Consider the following 19,537-nt stretch of genomic DNA (forward strand, 5'->3'; position numbering starts at 1 on the left):
GGGCCTCGGGACTGGACCAGCCGCCATCCGGCCGACCGGCCGGAACGACTAGCCGAACAAGACGAGGAAGAAAACACCGTGCAACTCGAAGCGCACGCCCCGTCCGTACCGCAGACCCAAACGATCTCCCCGCCCGCAGTCCCGGAGGACTCCACCTTGACCCCCCTCACCGCGCTCACCGCGCTCGACGACGCGATCGAGAACCTCGGCGTGCCCGTCCCCTGCCGCACCTTCGACCCCGAGGTCTTCTTCGCCGAGTCCCCGGCCGACGTCGAGTACGCCAAGTCCCTCTGCGGCACCTGCCCGCTGGTCGAGGCCTGCCTCGCCGGCGCCAAGGAGCGCCGCGAGCCCTGGGGCGTCTGGGGCGGCGAGCTCTTCGTCCAGGGCGTGGTCGTGGCCCGCAAGCGGCCCCGCGGCCGTCCGCGCAAGAACCCGGTCGCAGCGGCATGACCGCCACCGGAACCATCGACCGCCCCCTCACGCACGACCCCCTGAAGCAGGCCCCCATGTCCCCCTACGCCACCACGAGCGAGCAGCCGCACGGCTCCGCCACCGCAGACTTCATCACCGCCGGCGCGATCACCTCGCGCCAGAACAGGACCCGCGAAATGCAACTCATCCCAGAAGCCCTGGCCCGTGCCCATATGGACGACCGCATGCGCGAGGTGGACGCCGAGCGTCACGCCCTGCGCCTGGTCGCCGCACGGCGCATGCAGCGAAAGGCCGAGCGCGTCTCCATGCGCGCCCGGCGCGCGCTGGCCATGGCCGTCATGCACTGAGCACGCGACGAGCCCACGGGGCTCGGAAGCGGCTCGAAGGCGACGCGAACGCCGCCGGACCCGGCTGAACGGGGCCGGCGGCGGCAGCACCCGGGGGGACCGGTCCGAACGGACCGGTCCCCCCGGGTGCGTTGCGGGGTCCCGCACGACCCGTCGGGGATATCGTCTGGTGGTGGACCAGCAGACCCCCCGCCCCACCCCGCCCGGGCCCGCGGCCCAGCCCGTCGTCTGCGCGCGCTGCGGTGCCCGCTCCCCGGAAGGCGCCCCGCCGCCGCCCACCTGGACGTGCTCGGTGGAGAACGGGACCAGACAGTACTTCTGCGTCGACTGCGCGCGCGCCAACCTCAGGGCGATCGAGGGCCGGCTCGACTCCTCCTGGTGGTGACTCCCGCCCCGGCGCCGGCCTGCGCCGGTCAGTCCTCCGGCAGGAACCCCGGCAGCCAGGACTCCAGTTCGTCGCGCAGCCGCACCGTCGCCCCGAGCTGGCAAAGGACGCCAATGGTGCTCAGTGACACCCGGTGGATCAGCAGGTAGGACGGCGGCAGGTTGATCTGCCGGCCCAACTGGTGGGCGGGGGAGCGCGGATCGGCGATCCGCGCCGCCTGCCCGCGCAGCCACGGCCGGGTGAAGGTGAACTCCTCGGCCTCGGCGGGCTCGATGATGGGCTTGAGGTAGTCCAGCACCGCGTCCGGATCCAGTTCGACGCTCTCCTTGACGAACCCCTCCGCGCGCAGGTGCCCGTAGACCCCCTCGGCGTCCCCGTCCAGCGTCATCCGCAGCGACCGGCCGATCGGCTTGGGCCAGCCGCCCGGCAGCCGGTCCACCGTTCCGAAGTCCAGCACCCCCAGCCGCATCCGGCCGTCCGCCCCCGTGATCAGCCGGAAGTTCCCCGGGTGCGGATCGGCGTGCAGCAGCCCGGTGCGCGCGGGCCCCGAGAAGAGGAACCGGGCCAGCAACTGCCCGGCGCGGTCACGCTCCTCCCGCGTCCCGTCGGCTATCACCTCGGACAGCGGGGTGCCCTCCATCCACTCGGTCACCAGCACCTGGTCGCCCTGGTGCACGACGTCCGGGACGACCACGTCGCCGTCGTCGTCGAAGGCGTCGGCGTGGGTGCGCTGGGCCTCGGCCTCCAGCTCGTAGTCCAGTTCCTCCGCGACCCGGTCGCGCAGCTCCGTGATCAGCGGCTTGATGTCCATGCCCGGCACCAGCGGACCCAGCAGACCGGCGAACCGGCCCAGCTGCTTGAGGTCCGACAGCAGCGCCTCACCGGCCCCCGGGTACTGGACCTTGACCGCCACCCGCCGTCCGTCGTGCCACACCGCCCGGTGCACCTGCCCGATCGAGGCGGCCGCCGAAGGCTTGTCCTCGAACTCCTCGAAGAGCTCCCGCCAGTCGGCGCCGAGCCGCTCCGCCAGCACCTCGTGCACCCGCTCCGCGGGCAGCGGAGGAGCCGCCTCCTGGAGCTTCGTCAGCGCGGCCCGGTAGGGCCCGGCGACCTCCTCGGGAAGCGCCGACTCGAAGACCGAAAGGGCCTGCCCGACCTTCATCGCGCCCCCCTTCAGCTCCCCGAGCGTGCGGAACAGCTGCTCGGCGGTGCGCTGCTGGAGTTCGCGCGCCACGATCTCGGCGGACTTGCCGCCGATCCGCTTGCCCAGCCCCCACGTTGCCCGGCCGGCGATGCCGAGCGGTAGCGCGGCCAGCTTGACGGTGCGCGTGACCGCCTTCCGGGGAAGATCAGACATGAGTCCCTCCAGTTCCCAGACCGCTCTGCCGCAAGCGGCGGTTCGAGGCGCGGCGCGGCCCCCGTCGCATCCTGCCATGACCCCCCTGGAGCCCGGACCGGGGCACCTGCCCCGGGTCCGGCGGGAGTCCGGCGGCTCACGACCGCACCGCCCGGGAGTCCGCCCCCGCACGCTCCGCCGCCGCCCCGCCCGGGGTCTGCGCCGCCACCGGCTCCGCCGCCGCGCAGGGGCAGTCCGGATGCGGGCGCAGCGCGGACCGGGCCCAGTGCAGGGCGGGCAGGGCGGTCTCCCAGCGGGCGGCCGTCGAGGCGGGCAGCTGCCCGTCGAGGAAGGCCAGGGCGTGTGCCGCGGCCAGGCCGGCCACCGCCGTCGACAGCCCCAGGTCGCAGGCCGCCGTCCCCCGGCGGCGGTGTGCCGAGCGCCACTGGACCAGCATCCGGGGCCAGGCCGGATCCCGGTCGACGCGGTCGCGCTCCATGCACCCCGCGCAGGCCGTGGACCCGGGCAGCACCAGCGGCCCGACCAGCCCCGTCCCCTCCAGCACCCCCGCGTACAGGTGCGGGGTGCCCGTCGCCACCCAGTCGGCGGCCGTCGCCGGATCGGGGGCCCAGGCCTGGAGCCCGTCCCGGGGCGCGACCACCACCAGGGCCAGCTCCGGCCCCGGGCCCCCGGGGTCGCCGGCACGCGGAACCCGCCCCGGGGCCGACTCCCGCACCAGCGCCCCCGCGGCCTCGGCCCGCGGCCTGCCCACGCTCCCCGGATCCAGGCCGCCCGGGGCCACGTCGGCCGCTTCCACCCGGCCCCCGTCGAGCACCTCGACCCGGCCCACCCCGGCCCCCGCCAGTACGGAGGCGATCACCGCTCCCACCCGGCCGCTCCCGCGCACCTGCACCCGTAACGCCCGGCGCGCCGCGACCCCCAGCAGGTCACCGCCCGGCTCCCGGTGCACCAGCGAGAGCGAGCCCAGATCGGGCCCCAGCCGCTCCAGCACCTCCGGCCTGCGCCGTACGGCCTGGGCCCGGGGCCCGCCGGCGGTGAGGTCGTCGAGCAGCCCGGCCCCGGCGAGGTGCCGGACCAGCCCGTCCACCTGCCCCTCCGGCAGCCCCATCCCGGCGCCCTCGGCGCGCAGCAACTCCATGCTCCGCGTCCCGTCGATCCGGTCGATGAGGGACCCGGTGGCCGTGTCCAGCGGTCCGAGCACCACCGCGTGGGCGGGCGTCACCCCGAACTGCACCGTCTGCAGATCCCGCCACGCCCGCGCCAGCGCCGGCTTCACCTTCGGATACATCGCGGCCTCCCCGTTCTCCGTTTTCCCGATCCCCACGGACGCGGCCGGCTCTCCCGAGTCCTCCGCGTCTTCGCCACGATGCCCGAGTGCCGGACCGGACGCGGAAGTTTGTCCACAGGCAAGGGGTATGAGGCATATGAGATGAAGAAAGGGTGTGTGCACCTCCCCGCGGCGAACCGATCGTGCTCGAAGCGCGGACGGGCGGGACTTCCGCCATGGCGACCGGGTACGGTCGGGGCGTGCCAGCCGACCCGCCACAGAGCGCCGTCGAAGTCCGCCGGAGCGCGCGCCGCCGCAGGACCGTGTCCGCCTACCGGGAGGGCGAGCGGACGGTCGTCCTGATCCCCGCCCGGATGTCCGAGGCGGAGGAACGGCGCTGGGTGGGCGTCATGCTCGACAAGCTCGCCGCCCAGGAGAGCAGGCGCACCCTCGGCGACGCGGAACTGATCGCGCGCGCCGAGCGTCTGTCCGAGCAGTACTTCAGCGGCCGGGCGCGGCCCCGCTCGGTCCGCTGGGTCACCAACCAGAACACCCGCTGGGGCTCCTGCACCCCCGCCGAGGGCAGCATCCGGCTGTCCCACCGGATCCAGGGGATGCCGGAGTACGTCGTCGACTACGTGCTGCTGCACGAGCTGGCGCACCTCCTGGTGCCCGGGCACGGCCCCCGCTTCTGGGAGCTGCTGGAGGCGTATCCGAGGACCGAGCGCGCCCGCGGATTCCTCGAGGGAGTGGCCGCGGCGGAGCGCATGCCCCGCGTTCCGGCCGCCCGCGAGGAATGACCCGCCGTCGCGGGAGGCCGTGTGTACCGGGTCGGTACCGGGTCGGTTCCGGCTTGGCCGGATGTCGGCAGGAGCCGCTAGCCTGAGCGGCACGCATCGAGCGGCCGGCGCACGGCACCCACGGCGTTCGCGCTGGACACGGCGTTCGCGCTGGACACGGCGTTCGCGGTGGACACCGGCGTTCGCGCTGGACACGGCGTTCGCAGGACACGCAGCACTGACAGCACTGACAGAACTAACAGCACTCACGCATTCAACCGGGCAGCGCGCAGCCGGCGGCGCACGCAGTCGGAGTCGGGATGGGGGACGGTCGGACACATGGCCAGGGAATTCCAACGCGGCCACAAGGCCAAGATCAGTGATCTGACGGCGGGCACCGATCTGTACGTGGGCGTCCAGATCGCCGGGCCCGGACTCACCTTCGACATCAGCTGCTTCGGCCTCGACGCCGACGAGCGGCTGTCGGACGACCGCTACTTCGTCTTCTACAACCAGCCGAAGTCGCCCGAGGAGTCGATCCAGCAGCTCGGCCCGCAGGCCGGGGACACCGAATCCTTCCGGGTGACCCTCGACCAGGTGCCCGCGTCCATCCACAAGCTGTCCTTCAGCGCCACCCTCGACGGCCCCGGCCAGATGTCGCAGATCGGCCCCGGCTACATCCGGATCGTGGCCGGCGGCGAGGAAGTCGTCCGGTACTCGTTCACCGGCGCGGAGTTCAGCACCGAACGCGCGCTGATGATCGGCGACTTCTACCGCAAGGACGTGTGGCGCTTCGCCGCCGTCGGCCAGGGCTTCGACGGCGGGCTCGCCGCGCTGCTGCAGAACTTCGGCGGCGAGGTCGCCGAGGAGGCGGCGCAGCCCGAGCCGCAGGCCCAGGCCCCGGCCCAGCCGCAGGCCGCCGCGCCCGGATTCGCCCCGCCGCCGCAGGCCGCCGCGCCTGCTCCGCAGGCCCCGGCCCCCTCCTTCGGCGCCCCGGTCCAGCAGCCGCCCGCCCCCGCTCCGTTCGCCCCGCCGCAGCAGCAGCCCCCGGCCCAGCAGCCGCCGGCCCCGCAGCCGCAGCAGCAGCCCCCGGCCCCCGCGCCCGTGTACTCCGCCCCCACCATGGTCGCCCCGCTCGGCGCGCCCGCCCCGGCGGCCCCGTACGGCCAGCCGCCCCACCCGCCGCAGCAGCCCGGCCAGCCCGCGTACGGGCAGCAGCCGCAGCCCTCGTACGGCGGCCAGCTCCCGCCGCAGGCCCCCGCGCCCGCGCCCTACGGACAGCAGCCGCAGCCCTCGTACGGCCAGATCCCGGGCCAGCAGCCCGGCGCTCCGCAGGCGCCCTACGGCCAGCAGCCGCCGTACGGCCAGCAGGCCCCCTACGGCCACGCCCCGCAGCCCACCGCGGCCGGCCCCGGCCTCGCCGCCGCCCTCCAGCCGTACAAGGAGGCCCCCACCGGCGCCCGCTGGACCCCGCAGAACCAGCAGCTCATGCGGGTCGACCTCGCGATGGGCGGTCAGGCCGTCCTCGCCCGCCAGGGCAGCATGGTCCTGTACCAGGGCAAGGTCGACTTCAGCTACAAGGGGGCGGGCTTCGCCGGCCGCATCGTCGGCAACGCCACCGGCCAGGAGATGCAGCTGATGCGCTGCACCGGCCGTGGCCAGGTCTTCCTCGCCGAGAACGGCGCCCACCTGCACGCCATCGAGCTCCAGGGCGACGGCATCTGCGTGTCCGCCGAGAGCGTCCTCGCCTTCGACGAGTCCCTCCAGCACGAGGTCCGCCGCATCGAGGGCCACGGCATCCCCGGCGGCGCCCTGTTCACCATGCTGTTCCAGGGCACCGGCACCGTCGTCGTCAAGACGCACGGCGTGCCCGTCGTCCTGCCCGTGACCCCCACCACCTTCGCGGACAGCAACGCCATCGTCGCCTGGTCGGCCGCCTCACAGGTGATCATTTCCAGCCAGGTCCGGCTGCGCCGCAACGCCTACCCGGGCCACAGCGGGGAGACCGTGAACCTCCAGTTCCGCGGCGCCCCCGGCAACTTCATCGTCGTCCAGCCGTACGAGGTCTGAGGGAGCCCCACATGAACGCCATGAACGCAATGAACCAGCAGCTCGCGGGCTACGCCCCGACCCCCGTCACGGCCCGCATGGAGAACCACGGCCGCGCCATGCTCAAGGTCGCCATGCAGAGCGGCCAGGACCTCTTCGCCCGCACCGGATCGATGGTCGCCTACGAGGGCTTCGTCCAGTACGAGCCCAACCCGCCGGCCGTCCGCCAGATGGCCTCCCAGTGGCTGACCGGCGAGGGCGCGCCCCTGATGAAGTGCACCGGCGACGGCCTGCTCTACCTCGCCGACTACGGCGCCGACGTCGTCTGCATCAACCTCAACAACGAAGCCCTCTCCGTCAACGGCACCAACCTGCTCGCCTTCGACGCCCACCTCCAGTGGGGCGTCGAGCGGGTCAAGGGCATGGCCAAGTTCGCCGGCCAGGGCCTGTTCAACGTCCAGGTCGCCGGCACCGGCTGGGTCGCGGTCACCTCCCGCGGCACCCCGGTCGTGGTCGACTGCGGCCGCGGCGAGGACGAGACGTACGTCGACCCGGACGCGCTCGTCGCCTGGTCCCCGAACCTCAAGGTCAAGGGGAAGCGCAGCTTCAAGGCCTCGTCGATGATCGGCCGGGGCAGCGGGGAGGCCTACCAGATGGCCTTCTCCGGCCAGGGGATCGTCGTCGTACAGCCCAGCGAGGACAGCACCGACCGGCTCCGGACCCGGGGCTGAGGGGGAGCGGACACATCATGCAGAGCTCACTTTTCGGCCACGCCGAACAGCAGTCCCAGGACCGCTACGCCGTCCAGAACCCCCAGCTCCTGAGGGTCACCCTGACCGGCTCCGACGACGTCCTCGCCCGCAAGGGCGCCATGGTCGCCTACCAGGGGATCGTCGACTTCGACGGCGAGTACCAGAGCGGCAACCAGCGGGGCGCCCGCCGCCGCACCGGCGAGGGCCTCGACCTGATGCGCTGCTCCGGCCAGGGCACCGTCTACTTCGCCAACCTCGCCCAGTACGTCCACGTCGTCGACGTCGACCACGACGGCCTCACCGTCGACAGCGCCTACGTCCTCGCCATGGACTCCACCCTGCACACCGAGGTCATCGCCGTCGACAGCCAGTACGGGATCTCCGGCACCGGCAAGTACCAGCTCAACATCTCCGGCCGCGGCAAGGTCGCCCTCATGACCTCCGGGCAGCCCCTGATGATGCAGGTCACCCCGGACAAGTACGTCAACGCCGACGCCGACGCGATCGTCGCCTGGTCCACCTCGCTGCGCGTGCAGATGCAGGCCCAGACCCACTCCACCGGCGTGTGGCGGCGCCGCGGCAACACCGGCGAGGGCTGGGAGCTCAGCTTCCTCGGCACCGGCTTCGCCCTGGTGCAGCCCAGCGAGGTGCTGCCCCCGCAGAACGCCCAGCTCGGACAGGGCGTCGCCGCGCAGTACGGCGTCGGCCAGCACGGCGCGCGGGCCCAGAACCAGAACAACGCCTGGAACTGAGCCGGCCGGCACGGCGGAGGGGGCGGATCCGTACGGGTCCGCCCCCTCCGCGCACCGTCACGCGCCCAGCCGCGCCCGGGTCGCCTCCAGCAGCCGCACCACCGAGGTGTCGGCCACCGCCGCCACCTCCGCGTACGGGAACCAGCGCAGGTCGAGGGACTCGTCGCTGATCTCCGCCTCCGCGCCGGCCGGAGCCAGCACGGCGTACTGCACGTCCAGGTGCCAGTTGCACGGCGCGGGGATCGGATGCCGGTCCAGGCGGACCGGACCGCCCGCCACCAGGGTCAGGCCCGAGCCGATGCCCGACTCCTCCACGGCCTCGCGCATCGCCGCACCGGCGAGGGTGGTGTCGCCGGGCTCGCAGTGCCCGCCCATCTGGAGCCACATGCCGAGCTTCTTGTGCAGGGTCAGCAGCACCCGCCCGCCGACGGGGTCGATCACCAGCGCGCTGCCCGTGACGTGCCCGGCCGTGCAGGGCTTGTAGACCCCGTCCGGATGGGCGGCCAGGTGCTCCAGGTAGACCCCGCGCAGCTCGTCCTGCTGCGCGTCCCGGCCCTCGTACCCCTTCAGGACCAGGACGGCGTCCTCGTACAGGCTCACTTGTCGCCGTCGCCCTCTTCGTCACGCCGCTCGGCGGCCTCGCCGAGCATCTTGTCGATCTCGGAGAAGTCCAGCTGCTCGCGGTGCACGAACCCGTCCGGGTCGTCCAGGTCGGACGCCGTCGGCAGCATGTCCGGGTGCTCCCACAGCCCGTCGCGGCCGTCCACGCCGCGCGCGTCGGTGAGCGAGGCCCACAGCCGCGAGGCGTCGCGCAGCCGCCGCGGACGCAGCTCCAGCCCGATCAGCGTCGCGAAGGTCTGCTCCGCCGGACCGCCCGAGGCACGCCGCCGGCGCATGGTCTCGCGCATCGCGTCGGCCGAGGTCAGACGGGGCTTGGCCGCCTCGTGCACGACCGCGTCCACCCAGCCCTCGACCAGCGCGAGCGCCGTCTCCAGGCGGGCCAGGGCGGCCTTCTGCTCGGGGGTGTCCTGCGGCTGGAACATACCGCCCTGGAGGGCTTCCTGGAGCTGCTCCGGATTCGTCGGGTCGAGCTGGCCGACCACGTCCTCCAGCTTCGAGGTGTCCACCTTGATGCCCCGCGCGTAACCCTCGACCGCCCCGAACAGGTGCGAGCGCAGCCACGGCACGTGCGCGAACAGACGGGCGTGGGCCGCCTCGCGCAGCGCCAGGTAGAGGCGCACCTCGTCCGAGGGGACACCCAGGTCCTTGCCGAAGGCCTCGATGTTCAGCGGCAGCAGCGCCGCCCGCCCGGCCGGACCCAGCGGCAGCCCGATGTCGGTGGAACCGACGACCTCGCCCGCGAGGGTGCCCACGGCCTGACCGATCTGCTGGCCGAACATGGCCCCGCCCATGGAGCGCATCATCCCGAGCAGCGGGCCCGCCATCGCCTGCATTTCCTCGGGCAGCACGCTGCCCATGGCCGCGCCGACGCGCTCGGCGACCGGGTCCACGAGCTCCTTCCACACCGGAAGGGTCGCCTCCACCCACTCGGCGCGGCTCCACGCCACGGCCGCGTTGGCGCCCGACGGCAGGGAGGTCGCACCGTCCAGCCACAGATCGGCCAGGCGCACGGCCTCCTGCACCGCGGACCTCTCCGCGACGCCGACGCTCACGTCCTTGACCCCGTCCGCGGTGCCCTGCGCCACGGTCTGGCGGGCGATGTCCTTGGCCATGTCCCAGTTGACCGGCCCGCCCTCGTAGCTCAGCATCTGGCCGAGCTGCTGGAAGGCGGCACCGAGGTCGTTCGGGTTCATCGAGCCGAACATCGCGGCGAAGGGATTCTCCGCACCGCCCGGCAAGCCGCCGGGGAGGCCGCCCGGGCCGAACCCGAACGGATCGGCGGGACCGCCCTGGCCGCCCTGGCCGCCCTTCCTGCCCTTGTCGCCGTCCTCCGGCTCCTCCGGCGGAAGGCCGAATCCGAATGGGGTGTCGCTCACGGGTTTCCTCGGCTCGTAGGGCCGCCGGCGGGAGCCGGCGGGCGATGGTCCGACAACACCACCCAGCGTAGACACCACTCCCGCTTCCGGGCTCGGTGCTCCGCCCGGTCCTGGGCTGCGGCAGGATGGACATCACCTGGTGGGTACGCGTCACGGCGCGTCCCCACTGAAGACAACCGCTGGAGACGCCCGGTGAGTTCCCCAGATCCGCAGGCTCGCGCGCCGCACGACGCCGAAATCCGCCCTGAGCACGACGAGAGCGCCCCCGGCGTTCGCCAGCCGCGAAACCAGGCCGGCCCCCGCCGGCACAGCCCCGTGATCGCGGTGACCGGCGCCGCCTCGGGCGTCGGAGCCGCCCTGGTGAGCCGCCTCGCCGCGTCCGACGAGGTCAAGCAGGTCGTCGCCATCGACGAGCGGCGCGGGGACTGCGCCGCCGCCCAGTGGCACGTCCTGGACGTACGGGACCCCGCGATCGCCGAGAAGCTGCGCGGCGCGGACGTGGTCGTCCACCTCGCGCTGGACCTCGACCTGGAGACCGACCCGGCGGCGCGCACCGCCTACAACGTGCGCGGCACCCAGACCGTCCTCACGGCCGCGGCCGCCGCCGGCGTCCACCGGGTCGTGCTGTGCACCTCCGCCATGGTCTACGGGGCCCTGCCCGACAACGACATCCCGCTCTCGGAGGACTCCGAGCTGCGTGCCACCGCCGAGGCCACCGGCGTCGGCGACCTGCTGGAGATCGAGCGCCTCGGCCGCCGGGCGCCCCGCGCGCACCCCGGGCTGAACGTGACCGTCCTGCGCCCGGCGGTCCTCGTCGGCGGCACCGACACCGCCCTGACCCGCTACTTCGAGTCGCCCCGCCTGCTCGTGGTGGCCGGGTCCCGCCCCACCTGGCAGTTCTGCCACGTGGAGGACCTCGTCAGCGCCCTGGAGTACGCGGCCCTGGAGAAGGTCGAGGGCGAGCTGGCCGTCGGCTGCGAGGGCTGGCTGGAGCAGGAGGAGGTGGAGGAGCTGAGCGGGATCCGCCGCATGGAGCTGCCCTCCGCCGTCGCGCTGGGCGCCGCCGCCCGGCTCCACCGGATCGGCCTCACCCCGTCCCCGGCCGGTGACCTCGCGTACACCATGCACCCGTGGGTGGTCAGCGTCAGCGGGCTGCACGCCGCGGGCTGGCGGCCCCGCTGGACCAACGAGGAGGTGCTGGCCGAACTGCTCCAGGAGGTGGCGGGCCGGCACACCGTCGCGGGCCGGCGCCTCGGCCGCAAGGACGCCGCCACGGCCGCCGGCGCCGCCGGTGCGACGGTGGCCCTGCTGGGCGCCGCCGCCGCCGTACGCCGCGCCCGGCGCCGCCGCGGACTCTGAGCCGCGGGGGCGCGGCCCCGGACCGGTCACGGGCCGGGACGGGGGCGGTTTCCTGTAGGAGGCTCCCAAGCGGAGCGCCGGGCCCCGGGCGAAACGGCTATTCCACCGGGTCCGCGGCTAGGGCACGATGGGGACCATGGCACCGCACTTCGACCACCCCGGCGAGCAGGCCGCTCAGGACCCCGTCCGGCTGCTCGAGATCCGTGAGACCCCGCTCTCCATCGACGAGGTCTTCCAGGCCGTCGGCGACGACGCCACGGGCGGCACCACCCTCTTCGTGGGGACGGTGCGCAACCACGACGGCGGTGCCGACGTCGACTCGCTCGGCTACTCCTGCCATCCGACGGCGGAGGCCGAGATGCGCCGCATCGCGGACCGTGTCGTGGCGAAGTACCCGGTCCGCGCCCTGGCGGCCGTGCACCGCGTCGGCGACCTGGCCGTGGGCGACCTGGCCGTGGTCGTGGCCGTCTCCTGCCCGCACCGGGGCGAGGCCTTCGAGGCCTGCCGCATGCTGATCGACGACCTCAAGCACGAGGTGCCGATCTGGAAGCACCAGACCTTCGCGGACGGAACCGAGGAGTGGGTCGGCGCCTGCTGAGGCCGGCCTCCGGCCGCACGGCCCGTTCCGGGGGGTGGCGTCACCCCCCCCGTTCGGCCGCGCGACACGCCCCCGATTTGCGTAACCCCCCTCCGGGCACGAGCGTTGAAGCCACAACGACACGCACTTTCGGGGCAGGGAGGCACCTTCATGGCATCACTGGTGTGGCTGCTGATTCCGCTGTTCGCCGCGATCGGAGCGGCGATATGGGGCAGCTGGGCGGCCCGGGACCGCACCCAGGGCGACATATCCGAACTGGCCGGCTACGCCAGGTTCCGCGAAGCCATGGACCGGGCCGACCGGGCCAGGACGAACGAAAAGGCGCACTCCGGTTCCGACGCCGTCTGACGCGTCCCGTGAGCCCCTTTCCCGTCCCCACGGGCCCCGCCCCAGCCCGTCCCGCACGCCCCCGACCAGGGCGTCGCTGAGAATTCCGTGAAGGCTGCGCCCGCGGGCCCCGTACGGACCGGCCCCACGGGCCGCCCGGCCGGGCCGTCCCGTACTGTCGATCCATGCCACGCCGCACCGCGACGATGCTCGCTTCCTTCCTCGTGCTGTTCGCGCTGCTCTGCGCGGGCGTCTTCATCAAGGTCCCGTACTCCGAGATGAGCCCGGGCCCGACCGTGAACACACTGGGCGACTCGCGCGGCGAGCCGGTGCTGAACATCTCGGGGCGCCCGACCTACCCGACCAGCGGCCACCTGAACATGACCACGGTCCGCGTCACCGGCGCCGACTACGACATGAACCTGCTGGAAGCGGTGTACGGCTGGATGGCCGGCGACAACATCGTCGTGCCGCACGAGAACCTCTACCCGAACGGCAAGACGGACAAGGAATCCACGCAGGAGAACGCCGAGGAGTTCAGCCAGTCGCAGGAGAGCGCCAAGGTGGCCGCCCTCAAGCAGCTCGGCATCCCCGTCGCCGCCCGCGTCGTCGTCTCCACCGTCGTCAAGGGCAGCCCCTCCGAGGGCAAGCTGCACGCCGGGGACGTGATCCGGGAGGTGGACGGCGCCGCGGTGACCGCCCCCGGGGACGTCGCGAAGCTGGTGACCAAGCACAAGCCCGGCGAGCCGGTCGAGTTCACCACCGTGCCCGCCGCCGAGGCGGCCGAGGCCGAGAAGGCGGGCCGCGAGCCCGCCGGCACGTCGAAGGTGACCATCACCGCCGGCAAGGCGGAGGACGACGGCCACGCCATCGTCGGCATCCGGGCCGGTACCGACCACACCTTCCCGTTCTCGATCGACATCAAGCTCGCCGACGTCGGCGGCCCGAGCGCCGGGCTGATGTTCGCCCTCGGCATCGTCGACAAGCTCACCCCCGAGGACCTCACGGGCGGCAAGTTCGTCGCGGGCACCGGCACCATCGACGACGAGGGCAAGGTCGGCCCCATCGGCGGCATCCAGATGAAGACCATCGGCGCCCGCAAGGCCGGGGCCGAGTACTTCCTGACCCCGGCCGAGAACTGCGCCTCCGCCGCCCGGCACACCCCCGGGGGACTCACCCTGGTGAAGGTCTCCACCATCGGCGACGCCACCGCGTCACTGGAGAAGATCCGCAAGGGGGACACGGCCGGACTGCCGAAGTGCACCGCGTCCTGACCGCGCCCCGCCCCCGGCCGGGCGGCCGCCGGACGACCTAGACGAGGAAGGTCGCCGCCAGCGCGTCGGCCAGGCCCGGCACCAGGCTCGCGCCGGTCAGCACCTCGCTGGAGGAGTCCTTCTCCCGCAGCCGGACGGCCGACTCGCGCGAACCGTCGCGCAGCACGCCCACCGTCAGGCGCACCTCCTGCCGCTCCGGGTGGGCGGCGACCCACTTGGCCAGCTGCTTGTCGTTGAGCCCCTCCGGTACGGAGGCCTCGGCGGACGGCGGGAGCATCAGCCGCTCCACCGTCAGGGCGCACCCGACGACCGCGTCGGGCCAGGCGATGGTGCCCAGGAACTTGTCCAGCGGGGTCCCGGCCGGTACCTCGTCCTGCTCGATCGGGGTCAGCTGGTTCTTCCCGGTGTCGTCCTGGTCCTGGCCGAGCTGACCGGCGAGCCGGGGCTCCTGCCGGCGCAGCCGGGCCGTGTCGACCAGGGCGAACAGCCGGGCCGGCTTGTCCCAGCCGAGGGTGGAGGCGTACTCGTCGATCTCGAGGACGGCGCGGGTCAGCGGGCTGGCCGCCATGGGGGTGCCGGGGGAGGGCGAAAGGTTGGACATGGGCAACATCCTGCCTCCTTTCCCCCCGATACCGGGAACTGACTAAAGCCTCAGTAAGTTGCAGGGGTGGGCCCTACGATCGTGGGCCCAGGACCAGACACAGCGACTTTCGAGGTGCGCACCTTGGCTTTCCAGATGCCGGACCGCGGCGGAGGCCCCTCCGGGCCACGGATGAGAGTCGGCCGCCCCTCCCGGCGTGCCCGGACTCTTCTGACGACATTGGGCGTCCTAGCCGTCCTGGCCATGGCGTTCATCATGTTCGCCGGATTCTGGACGGACTGGCTCTGGTTCCGCTCCGTCAAGTACTCCTCCGTCTTCACCACCACGCTGTGGACCAAGATCGGCCTCTTCGCGGTCTTCGGCCTGCTGATGGCGGGTGCGGTCGGGCTGAACATCTGGCTGGCGTACCGGCTGCGGCCGCCGCTGAGCGCGATGTCGATGGAGCAGCAGAGCCTCGACCGCTACCGGATGAGCGTCGCCCCCTACAAGAGGTGGCTGCTCCTGGCCGTCGCGGCGATCGTCGGGCTGATCGCGGGTGCCTCGGCGGCGGGCCAGTGGAAGACCTGGCTGATGTACGTCAACGGGGTGCCCTTCGGCCGCAAGGACCCCCAGTTCCACCTGGACGTGTCGTTCTACACGTTCGACCTGCCCTGGTACCGCTTCCTGCTCGGCTTCGGCTTCGCCGCGGCCGTGCTCTCGGTGATCGCCGCCGTCGTCGTGCACTACCTGTACGGCGGACTGCGCGTGACCAGCCCGGGCGCCCGGGCCACCGCCGCCGCGACCGGGCACCTGTCGGTGCTGCTCGGCCTGTTCGTCACCTTCAAGGCCGTCGCGTACTGGCTCGACCGGTACGGCCTCGCCGTGAAGTCCAGCGACTTCAAGGCCGCCGACAACTGGGCCGGTCTGCGCTACGTCGACGCCAACGCCTACCTGCCGGCGAAGACGATCCTCGTCGCCATCGCCGCGATCTGCGCGGCGCTGTTCTTCGCCACCCTGTGGCGGCGCACCTGGCAGCTGCCGGTCATCGGCTTCGGCCTGATGGTGCTCTCGGCGATCCTGATCGGCGGGCTGTACCCGGCGATCGTGCAGAAGTTCCAGGTCCAGCCGAACGAGCAGGCCAAGGAATCCCCGTACGTCGAGAAGAACATCAAGGCGACGCGCGACGCGTACGGGATCGACGGGGCCGACGTCAAGGACTACCCGGGCGTCCCGCAGACCGAGGACCGCACCAAGCTGCGGCCGGTGGCGGACACCACCGCCAGCCTGCGCCTCCTCGACCCGAACATCGTCTCGCCGGCCTTCCAGCAGCTCCAGCAGGTCAAGGGCTACTACGGCTTCCCGTCCACCCTGGCGGTCGACCGGTACGCGGGCCAGGACACGGTCATCGGGCTGCGCGAACTGAACATCGGCGGCATCCCGAAGAACAACTGGATCAACGACCACTTCAAATACACCCACGGCTACGGCGTGGTCGCGGCCAAGGGCACCACCGTCAAGGACGGCGCCCCCGACTTCACGCAGTCCGACCTGCCCTCCAAGGGGATGTTCGGCACGGACTTCGAGCAGCGCATCTACTACGGCGAGCAGACGAAGCAGTACTCGATCGTCGGCGGTCCGCAGAAGGAGCTCGACTACTCGGACGACAAGGGCGAGAAGGAGACCAGCTACCGAGGGGATTCCGGGGTCAACCTGGACAACCCGGTCAACCGGGCCGCCTATGCGCTCGCGTTCAGCGAGCCGCAGATCCTGTACTCCGGCGCCATCGGCGAGGGCTCGCGGATCCTGTACAACCGCACGCCCAAGGACCGCGTCGAGGCCGTCGCGCCCTGGCTGACCATCGACGGGGCGCCGTACCCGGCCGTCATCGAGGGCCGGATCAAGTGGATCGTCGACGCCTACACGACGACGAACGGCTACCCCTATGCCTCGCGCACCACGCTGGGCCAGAGCACCGCGGACTCGCTGACCAACAGCCAGCGCGCGGTGGTCGCCCAGGAGAACCAGGTCAACTACATCCGCAACTCGGTGAAGGCGACCGTCGACGCGTACGACGGCACGGTGGACCTGTACCAGTGGGACACCAAGGACCCGGTCCTGAAGACCTGGATGAAGGCCTTCCCCGGCACGGTGAAGCCCAAGGGCGAGATCTCCAAGCCGCTCATGGACCACCTGCGCTACCCGCAGGACCTGTTCAAGGTCCAGCGCGAGCTGCTGACCCGGTACCACGTCACGGACCCGCAGACCTTCCTCAGCGGCAGTGAGGCGTGGGCCGTCCCGGACGACCCGACGACCAAGGCCGGCACGGCGGTCCCGCCGTACTACCTGTCGATGAAGATGCCGGGCCAGCCGGAGAAGGACCAGGTCTTCTCGCTCACGACGACCTTCACGCCGAACGAGCGGCCCAACCTGAGCGCCTTCATGGCGGTGAACGCCGATCCCGGTACCCGGGACTACGGCAAGATCCGCATTCTGAAGATGCCGACCAGCAAGCCGCCGGACGGCCCCGGCCAGGTCCAGAGCAAGTTCCAGTCGGAACCCAAGATCGCCGAGTCCATCAGGCTGCTGCGCGGCGGTGACTCGGAGATCGAGTACGGCAACCTGCTCGCGGTCCCGATGGACGGCGGAATGCTCTACGTGGAGCCGGTGTACGTGCGCAGCTCCGGGCTGAAGTACCCGCTGCTGCGCAAGGTGCTGGTGACCTACGGCGGCCAGACGGCCTTCGAGGACACCCTGGAGAAGGCGCTGAACGTGGTCTTCGGAGCGGAGGCCCCGACCACGCCCACCACCCCGACCCCGCCCACCACGCCGACGAACCCGAACACCCCGCCCACCGCGCAGGACCCGACGGTCAAGGCGGCGCTCGCCGACGCCCAGAAGGCCGTCGAGGAGGCCGACAAGGCCATGAAGGCGGGCGACTGGGCCGCGTACGGCAAGGCGCAGAGCGACCTCCAGGCGGCGCTGAAGCGGGCGATCGACGCGGAAGCGAAGCTGACGGCGCCCAAGCCGGGCGGCTAGGCGGTGCGCGAAAGCCGGTAATGGCTCCGTCCCGCGTCGTGATACTGTGGTTTCACCGACGCGGGGTGGAGCAGCTCGGTAGCTCGCTGGGCTCATAACCCAGAGGTCGCAGGTTCAAATCCTGTCCCCGCTACTGAAGACGAAGGCCCGGATCCCATGGGATCCGGGCCTTCGTCATGCCCGCCCGGACCGCCTGTCGAGGACGGCCGGCCGAAAGGGCCGCGCGGGGGAGACACGGGGTCACTGGGACGGGTGAGTTGGGGTGGGAACGTGTTTGACTTGTCTCTCTGTGGGCATGTCGACAAAACGCTGTAGTGACCTCACTGGCTGCGACATACCAGGTGTACGCGGGTAGCAGGTGATGCGACGATGGGATTTATGGGGGACAGGTCAACTCTGCTGGAGACAGGGCGGTTTGTGAGGGCGGAGGCCGAGCCGGGCGTGGGAACGGGCGAGGCCGCTCCGACTGTTAACGCGCAGACCGCACTGACCGATGCGGATTTCGCGGCAGAAGCCTTCGGGGACGCCGAGGGCGCCACCGACGCCGAGCTGGAGGCCCGCCACCGCGTGGCCGCCGACAAGGGCGACCCGGGCGCCATGAGCGTGCTCGGCGCCCTGCTGCTGCGCCGCGGCGACCTGGCCGGGGCGGAGCCCTACCTGCGCGGAGCCACCGCCGCGGGCGACCGCGCCGCCGCCAACAACCTCGGCGTCCTGCTCCTCCAGCGCGGCTACCCCGACGAGGCCGCCGGCTGGTGGCGGGTCGCCGCCGTCGCCGGCTCCGCCCCCGCCGCGCACGCCCTGGGCCGCCACTACCGCGAGCGCGGGGACGAGCCCGCCGCCGAGTACTGGCTGCGCCAGGCGGCGGAGTCCGGCCACGCCCTGGGCGCGTACGCCCTGGCCGACCTGCTCGAACACCGCGGGGACAAGGGCATCGAGCGCTGGTTCCGGGCCGCCGCCGAACAGGGGCACCGCGAGGCCGCGTACCGCCTGGCCCGTCACCTGCGCAAGGGCGACCCGGCCGAGGCCGAGCAGTGGTACCGCCAGGCCGCCGCGCGCGGACACCGGCGCGCCGGGCTGCACCTGGGCGCCCTGCTGGAGGCCCGCGGCGAGCTGAAGGAGGCCGGCCGCTGGTACCTGAGCTCCGCCAAGCAGGGCGAGGCCCGCGCCGCGTGCGCCCTCGGCTTCCTGCTGCGCGACGCCGGCGACGAGGACAGCGCGGCCGCGTGGTGGCACCGGGCCGCCCAGGACGGCGACGGCAACGCGGCGAACGCCCTGGGCGCGCTGCACGCCGCCCGGGGCGAGACCCAGACCGCCGAGAAGTGGTACCGGGCCGCGATGGACGCCGGCGACCAGAACGGCGCCTACAACCTCGCCCTGCTCTGCGCCGCGCAGGAGCGGACGGCGCAGGCCGAGCAGTGGTACCGCCGGGCGGCGTACGCGGGCCACCGCGAGGCCGCCAACGCGCTGGCGATCATGCTGCTCCAGGCCGGGGATGCGGCCGGTGCCGAGCCGTGGTTCTCCAAGGCTGCGGAGGCCGGCAGCGTCGACGCCGCCTTCAACCTCGGGATCCTCTTCGCCAGCCGGGACGAGGACCGCGCCGCCCTGAAGTGGTACGAGCGGGCCGCCGCCGCCGGGCACACCGACGCGGCGCTCCAGGTCGGGATCGCCCTGGTGCGCGACGGCGAGGAGCGGGCCGCCGAGCGGCACCTGCGGTGCGCGGCGGGCGGCGGCAGCGCCGAGGCGGCCTTCCGGCTGGCCTCCCTGCTGGAGTCGCTGGCCCCGCCCCCGGAGCCCGTGGCCCTCGGCGAGCCCGCGGGCGGCGGCGCCCGCAGCGAGAGCGAGGAGTGGTACGCCCGCGCCGCCGAGCAGGGCCACCGGCGGGCGCAGGTGCGGGTCGGGATGCTCGCCGCCGCCCGGGGCGACCTCGCCGTGGCCGCACGGTGGTACCGGGAGGCGGCGGAGGCAGGCTCGCGCAACGGCGCCTTCAACCTCGGGCTGCTGCTGGCCCGCGAGGGCAACGAACCCGAGGCGGCCCTGTGGTGGACCCGCGCGGCGGTCGCCGGGCACGGCCGGGCGGCCCTGCGGCTCGGGCTGCTCGCGGCCCGGCACGGGGACCTCGCCGAGGGACAGAAGTGGTGCGTACGGGCCATGGAGCTGGGCCCGGCCGAGGTGTCCGAGCGCGCCGCCCGGCTGCGCGACGCGCTGGCCGAGGAGCTCTCGGCCTAGCGGTGCCTCCGCGCGACTGA

General features: G+C 73.0%; 18 protein-coding genes and 1 tRNA gene. 14 read left to right on the forward strand and 5 right to left on the reverse strand.

Going from position 1 to position 19,537, the window contains the following annotated elements:
* The first annotated feature begins 78 nt into the window (after positions 1-78).
* The 3 genes from ACZ514_RS07525 to ACZ514_RS07535 all read left to right on the forward strand — a co-directional run bounded on the left by ACZ514_RS07525 (position 79) and on the right by ACZ514_RS07535 (position 1,164).
* Positions 79-450, forward strand: a complete 372-nt coding sequence (locus tag ACZ514_RS07525; RefSeq protein WP_356874535.1) for a WhiB family transcriptional regulator — start codon at positions 79-81, stop codon at positions 448-450.
* Positions 447-779 carry a hypothetical protein gene (locus tag ACZ514_RS07530; RefSeq protein WP_388933910.1) on the forward strand — a complete coding sequence of 111 codons (333 nt, stop codon included), beginning with the start codon at positions 447-449 and terminating at the stop codon, positions 777-779. The genes ACZ514_RS07525 and ACZ514_RS07530 overlap by 4 nt, the downstream gene beginning before the upstream one ends.
* A gap of 172 nt (positions 780-951) precedes the next feature.
* The gene (locus ACZ514_RS07535) at positions 952-1,164 is read left to right on the forward strand and encodes a hypothetical protein (RefSeq protein WP_468173537.1); all 213 of its coding nucleotides are present in this window, start codon (positions 952-954) and stop codon (positions 1,162-1,164) included.
* Between the two features lie 28 nt (positions 1,165-1,192).
* Here ACZ514_RS07535 and ACZ514_RS07540 read toward each other — a convergent pair whose 3' ends face one another.
* Positions 1,193-2,521 carry an ABC1 kinase family protein gene (locus tag ACZ514_RS07540; protein WP_468173535.1) on the reverse strand — a complete coding sequence of 443 codons (1,329 nt, stop codon included), beginning with the start codon at positions 2,519-2,521 and terminating at the stop codon, positions 1,193-1,195.
* Between the two features lie 136 nt (positions 2,522-2,657).
* Entirely contained in the window at positions 2,658-3,809 is a 1,152-nt protein-coding gene (locus ACZ514_RS07545) for a ThiF family adenylyltransferase (RefSeq protein ID WP_468696242.1), read from the reverse strand.
* 215 nt (positions 3,810-4,024) lie between these two features.
* Here ACZ514_RS07545 and ACZ514_RS07550 point away from each other — a divergent pair, with 215 nt between their 5' ends.
* The 4 genes from ACZ514_RS07550 to ACZ514_RS07565 all read left to right on the forward strand — a co-directional run bounded on the left by ACZ514_RS07550 (position 4,025) and on the right by ACZ514_RS07565 (position 8,120).
* On the forward strand, positions 4,025-4,588 hold the full coding sequence (locus ACZ514_RS07550) for a M48 metallopeptidase family protein (RefSeq protein ID WP_469124326.1): 564 nt from the start codon (positions 4,025-4,027) through the stop codon (positions 4,586-4,588).
* A gap of 318 nt (positions 4,589-4,906) precedes the next feature.
* Entirely contained in the window at positions 4,907-6,637 is a 1,731-nt protein-coding gene (locus ACZ514_RS07555; RefSeq protein ID WP_469124327.1) for a TerD family protein, read from the forward strand.
* Positions 6,638-6,666: 29 nt separating this feature from the next.
* On the forward strand, positions 6,667-7,347 hold the full coding sequence (locus ACZ514_RS07560; RefSeq protein ID WP_469124481.1) for an AIM24 family protein: 681 nt from the start codon (positions 6,667-6,669) through the stop codon (positions 7,345-7,347).
* 17 nt (positions 7,348-7,364) lie between these two features.
* Positions 7,365-8,120 carry an AIM24 family protein gene (locus tag ACZ514_RS07565; RefSeq protein WP_468173527.1) on the forward strand — a complete coding sequence of 252 codons (756 nt, stop codon included), beginning with the start codon at positions 7,365-7,367 and terminating at the stop codon, positions 8,118-8,120.
* A 57-nt stretch (positions 8,121-8,177) separates the two neighbouring features.
* On the opposite strand, the gene ACZ514_RS07570 is transcribed toward ACZ514_RS07565, so the two are convergent.
* Both ACZ514_RS07570 and ACZ514_RS07575 read right to left on the reverse strand, forming a co-directional pair.
* The gene (locus ACZ514_RS07570; protein WP_468173525.1) at positions 8,178-8,720 is read right to left on the reverse strand and encodes an NUDIX hydrolase; all 543 of its coding nucleotides are present in this window, start codon (positions 8,718-8,720) and stop codon (positions 8,178-8,180) included.
* Positions 8,717-10,117, reverse strand: a complete 1,401-nt coding sequence (locus ACZ514_RS07575; RefSeq protein WP_469124328.1) for a zinc-dependent metalloprotease — start codon at positions 10,115-10,117, stop codon at positions 8,717-8,719. The genes ACZ514_RS07570 and ACZ514_RS07575 overlap by 4 nt, the downstream gene beginning before the upstream one ends.
* 192 nt (positions 10,118-10,309) lie before the next feature.
* On the opposite strand from ACZ514_RS07575, the gene ACZ514_RS07580 reads away from it, so the two are divergent.
* From ACZ514_RS07580 to ACZ514_RS07595, 4 genes are all read left to right on the forward strand, one after another.
* Positions 10,310-11,476, forward strand: coding sequence for an SDR family oxidoreductase (locus ACZ514_RS07580; RefSeq protein ID WP_468173521.1), 1,167 nt, complete (start codon positions 10,310-10,312; stop codon positions 11,474-11,476).
* A 136-nt stretch (positions 11,477-11,612) separates the two neighbouring features.
* Positions 11,613-12,074: a molybdenum cofactor biosynthesis protein MoaE gene (locus tag ACZ514_RS07585; protein WP_469124329.1), complete on the forward strand. Its 462-nt coding sequence runs from the start codon at positions 11,613-11,615 to the stop codon at positions 12,072-12,074.
* Between the two features lie 150 nt (positions 12,075-12,224).
* Positions 12,225-12,422 (forward strand): hypothetical protein, encoded by a 198-nt coding sequence (locus tag ACZ514_RS07590; protein WP_125818082.1) that lies wholly within the window; start codon positions 12,225-12,227, stop codon positions 12,420-12,422.
* Between the two features lie 164 nt (positions 12,423-12,586).
* Positions 12,587-13,675, forward strand: a complete 1,089-nt coding sequence (locus ACZ514_RS07595) for a YlbL family protein (protein WP_468696230.1) — start codon at positions 12,587-12,589, stop codon at positions 13,673-13,675.
* Positions 13,676-13,712: 37 nt separating this feature from the next.
* On the opposite strand, the gene ACZ514_RS07600 is transcribed toward ACZ514_RS07595, so the two are convergent.
* Positions 13,713-14,285 (reverse strand): PPA1309 family protein, encoded by a 573-nt coding sequence (locus ACZ514_RS07600; RefSeq protein WP_468173515.1) that lies wholly within the window; start codon positions 14,283-14,285, stop codon positions 13,713-13,715.
* Positions 14,286-14,390: 105 nt separating this feature from the next.
* Between ACZ514_RS07600 and ACZ514_RS07605 the strand changes: the two genes are divergently transcribed.
* From ACZ514_RS07605 to ACZ514_RS07615, 3 genes are all read left to right on the forward strand, one after another.
* Positions 14,391-17,291, forward strand: coding sequence for a UPF0182 family membrane protein (locus ACZ514_RS07605; RefSeq protein WP_469124330.1), 2,901 nt, complete (start codon positions 14,391-14,393; stop codon positions 17,289-17,291).
* A 59-nt stretch (positions 17,292-17,350) separates the two neighbouring features.
* Positions 17,351-17,424 (forward strand) — tRNA-Met (locus tag ACZ514_RS07610).
* A gap of 236 nt (positions 17,425-17,660) precedes the next feature.
* Entirely contained in the window at positions 17,661-19,517 is a 1,857-nt protein-coding gene (locus tag ACZ514_RS07615) for a tetratricopeptide repeat protein (protein WP_468173511.1), read from the forward strand.
* Positions 19,518-19,537 lie beyond the last annotated feature (20 nt).

The sequence above is a fragment of the Streptomyces sp. NPDC034086 genome (assembly GCF_055575515.1).

Coding starts and splice junctions, on each gene's coding strand:
- ACZ514_RS07595 (WP_468696230.1), top strand. CDS start 12,587: ATGCCACGCCGCACCGCGACGATGCTCGCTTCCTTCCTCGTGCTGTTC.
- ACZ514_RS07615 (WP_468173511.1), top strand. CDS start 17,661: ATGGGATTTATGGGGGACAGGTCAACTCTGCTGGAGACAGGGCGGTTT.
- ACZ514_RS07550 (WP_469124326.1), top strand. CDS start 4,025: ATGGCGACCGGGTACGGTCGGGGCGTGCCAGCCGACCCGCCACAGAGC.
- ACZ514_RS07540 (WP_468173535.1), bottom strand. CDS start 2,521: ATGTCTGATCTTCCCCGGAAGGCGGTCACGCGCACCGTCAAGCTGGCC.
- ACZ514_RS07565 (WP_468173527.1), top strand. CDS start 7,365: ATGCAGAGCTCACTTTTCGGCCACGCCGAACAGCAGTCCCAGGACCGC.
- ACZ514_RS07590 (WP_125818082.1), top strand. CDS start 12,225: ATGGCATCACTGGTGTGGCTGCTGATTCCGCTGTTCGCCGCGATCGGA.
- ACZ514_RS07545 (WP_468696242.1), bottom strand. CDS start 3,809: ATGTATCCGAAGGTGAAGCCGGCGCTGGCGCGGGCGTGGCGGGATCTG.
- ACZ514_RS07585 (WP_469124329.1), top strand. CDS start 11,613: ATGGCACCGCACTTCGACCACCCCGGCGAGCAGGCCGCTCAGGACCCC.
- ACZ514_RS07530 (WP_388933910.1), top strand. CDS start 447: ATGACCGCCACCGGAACCATCGACCGCCCCCTCACGCACGACCCCCTG.
- ACZ514_RS07555 (WP_469124327.1), top strand. CDS start 4,907: ATGGCCAGGGAATTCCAACGCGGCCACAAGGCCAAGATCAGTGATCTG.
- ACZ514_RS07560 (WP_469124481.1), top strand. CDS start 6,667: ATGAACCAGCAGCTCGCGGGCTACGCCCCGACCCCCGTCACGGCCCGC.
- ACZ514_RS07600 (WP_468173515.1), bottom strand. CDS start 14,285: ATGTTGCCCATGTCCAACCTTTCGCCCTCCCCCGGCACCCCCATGGCG.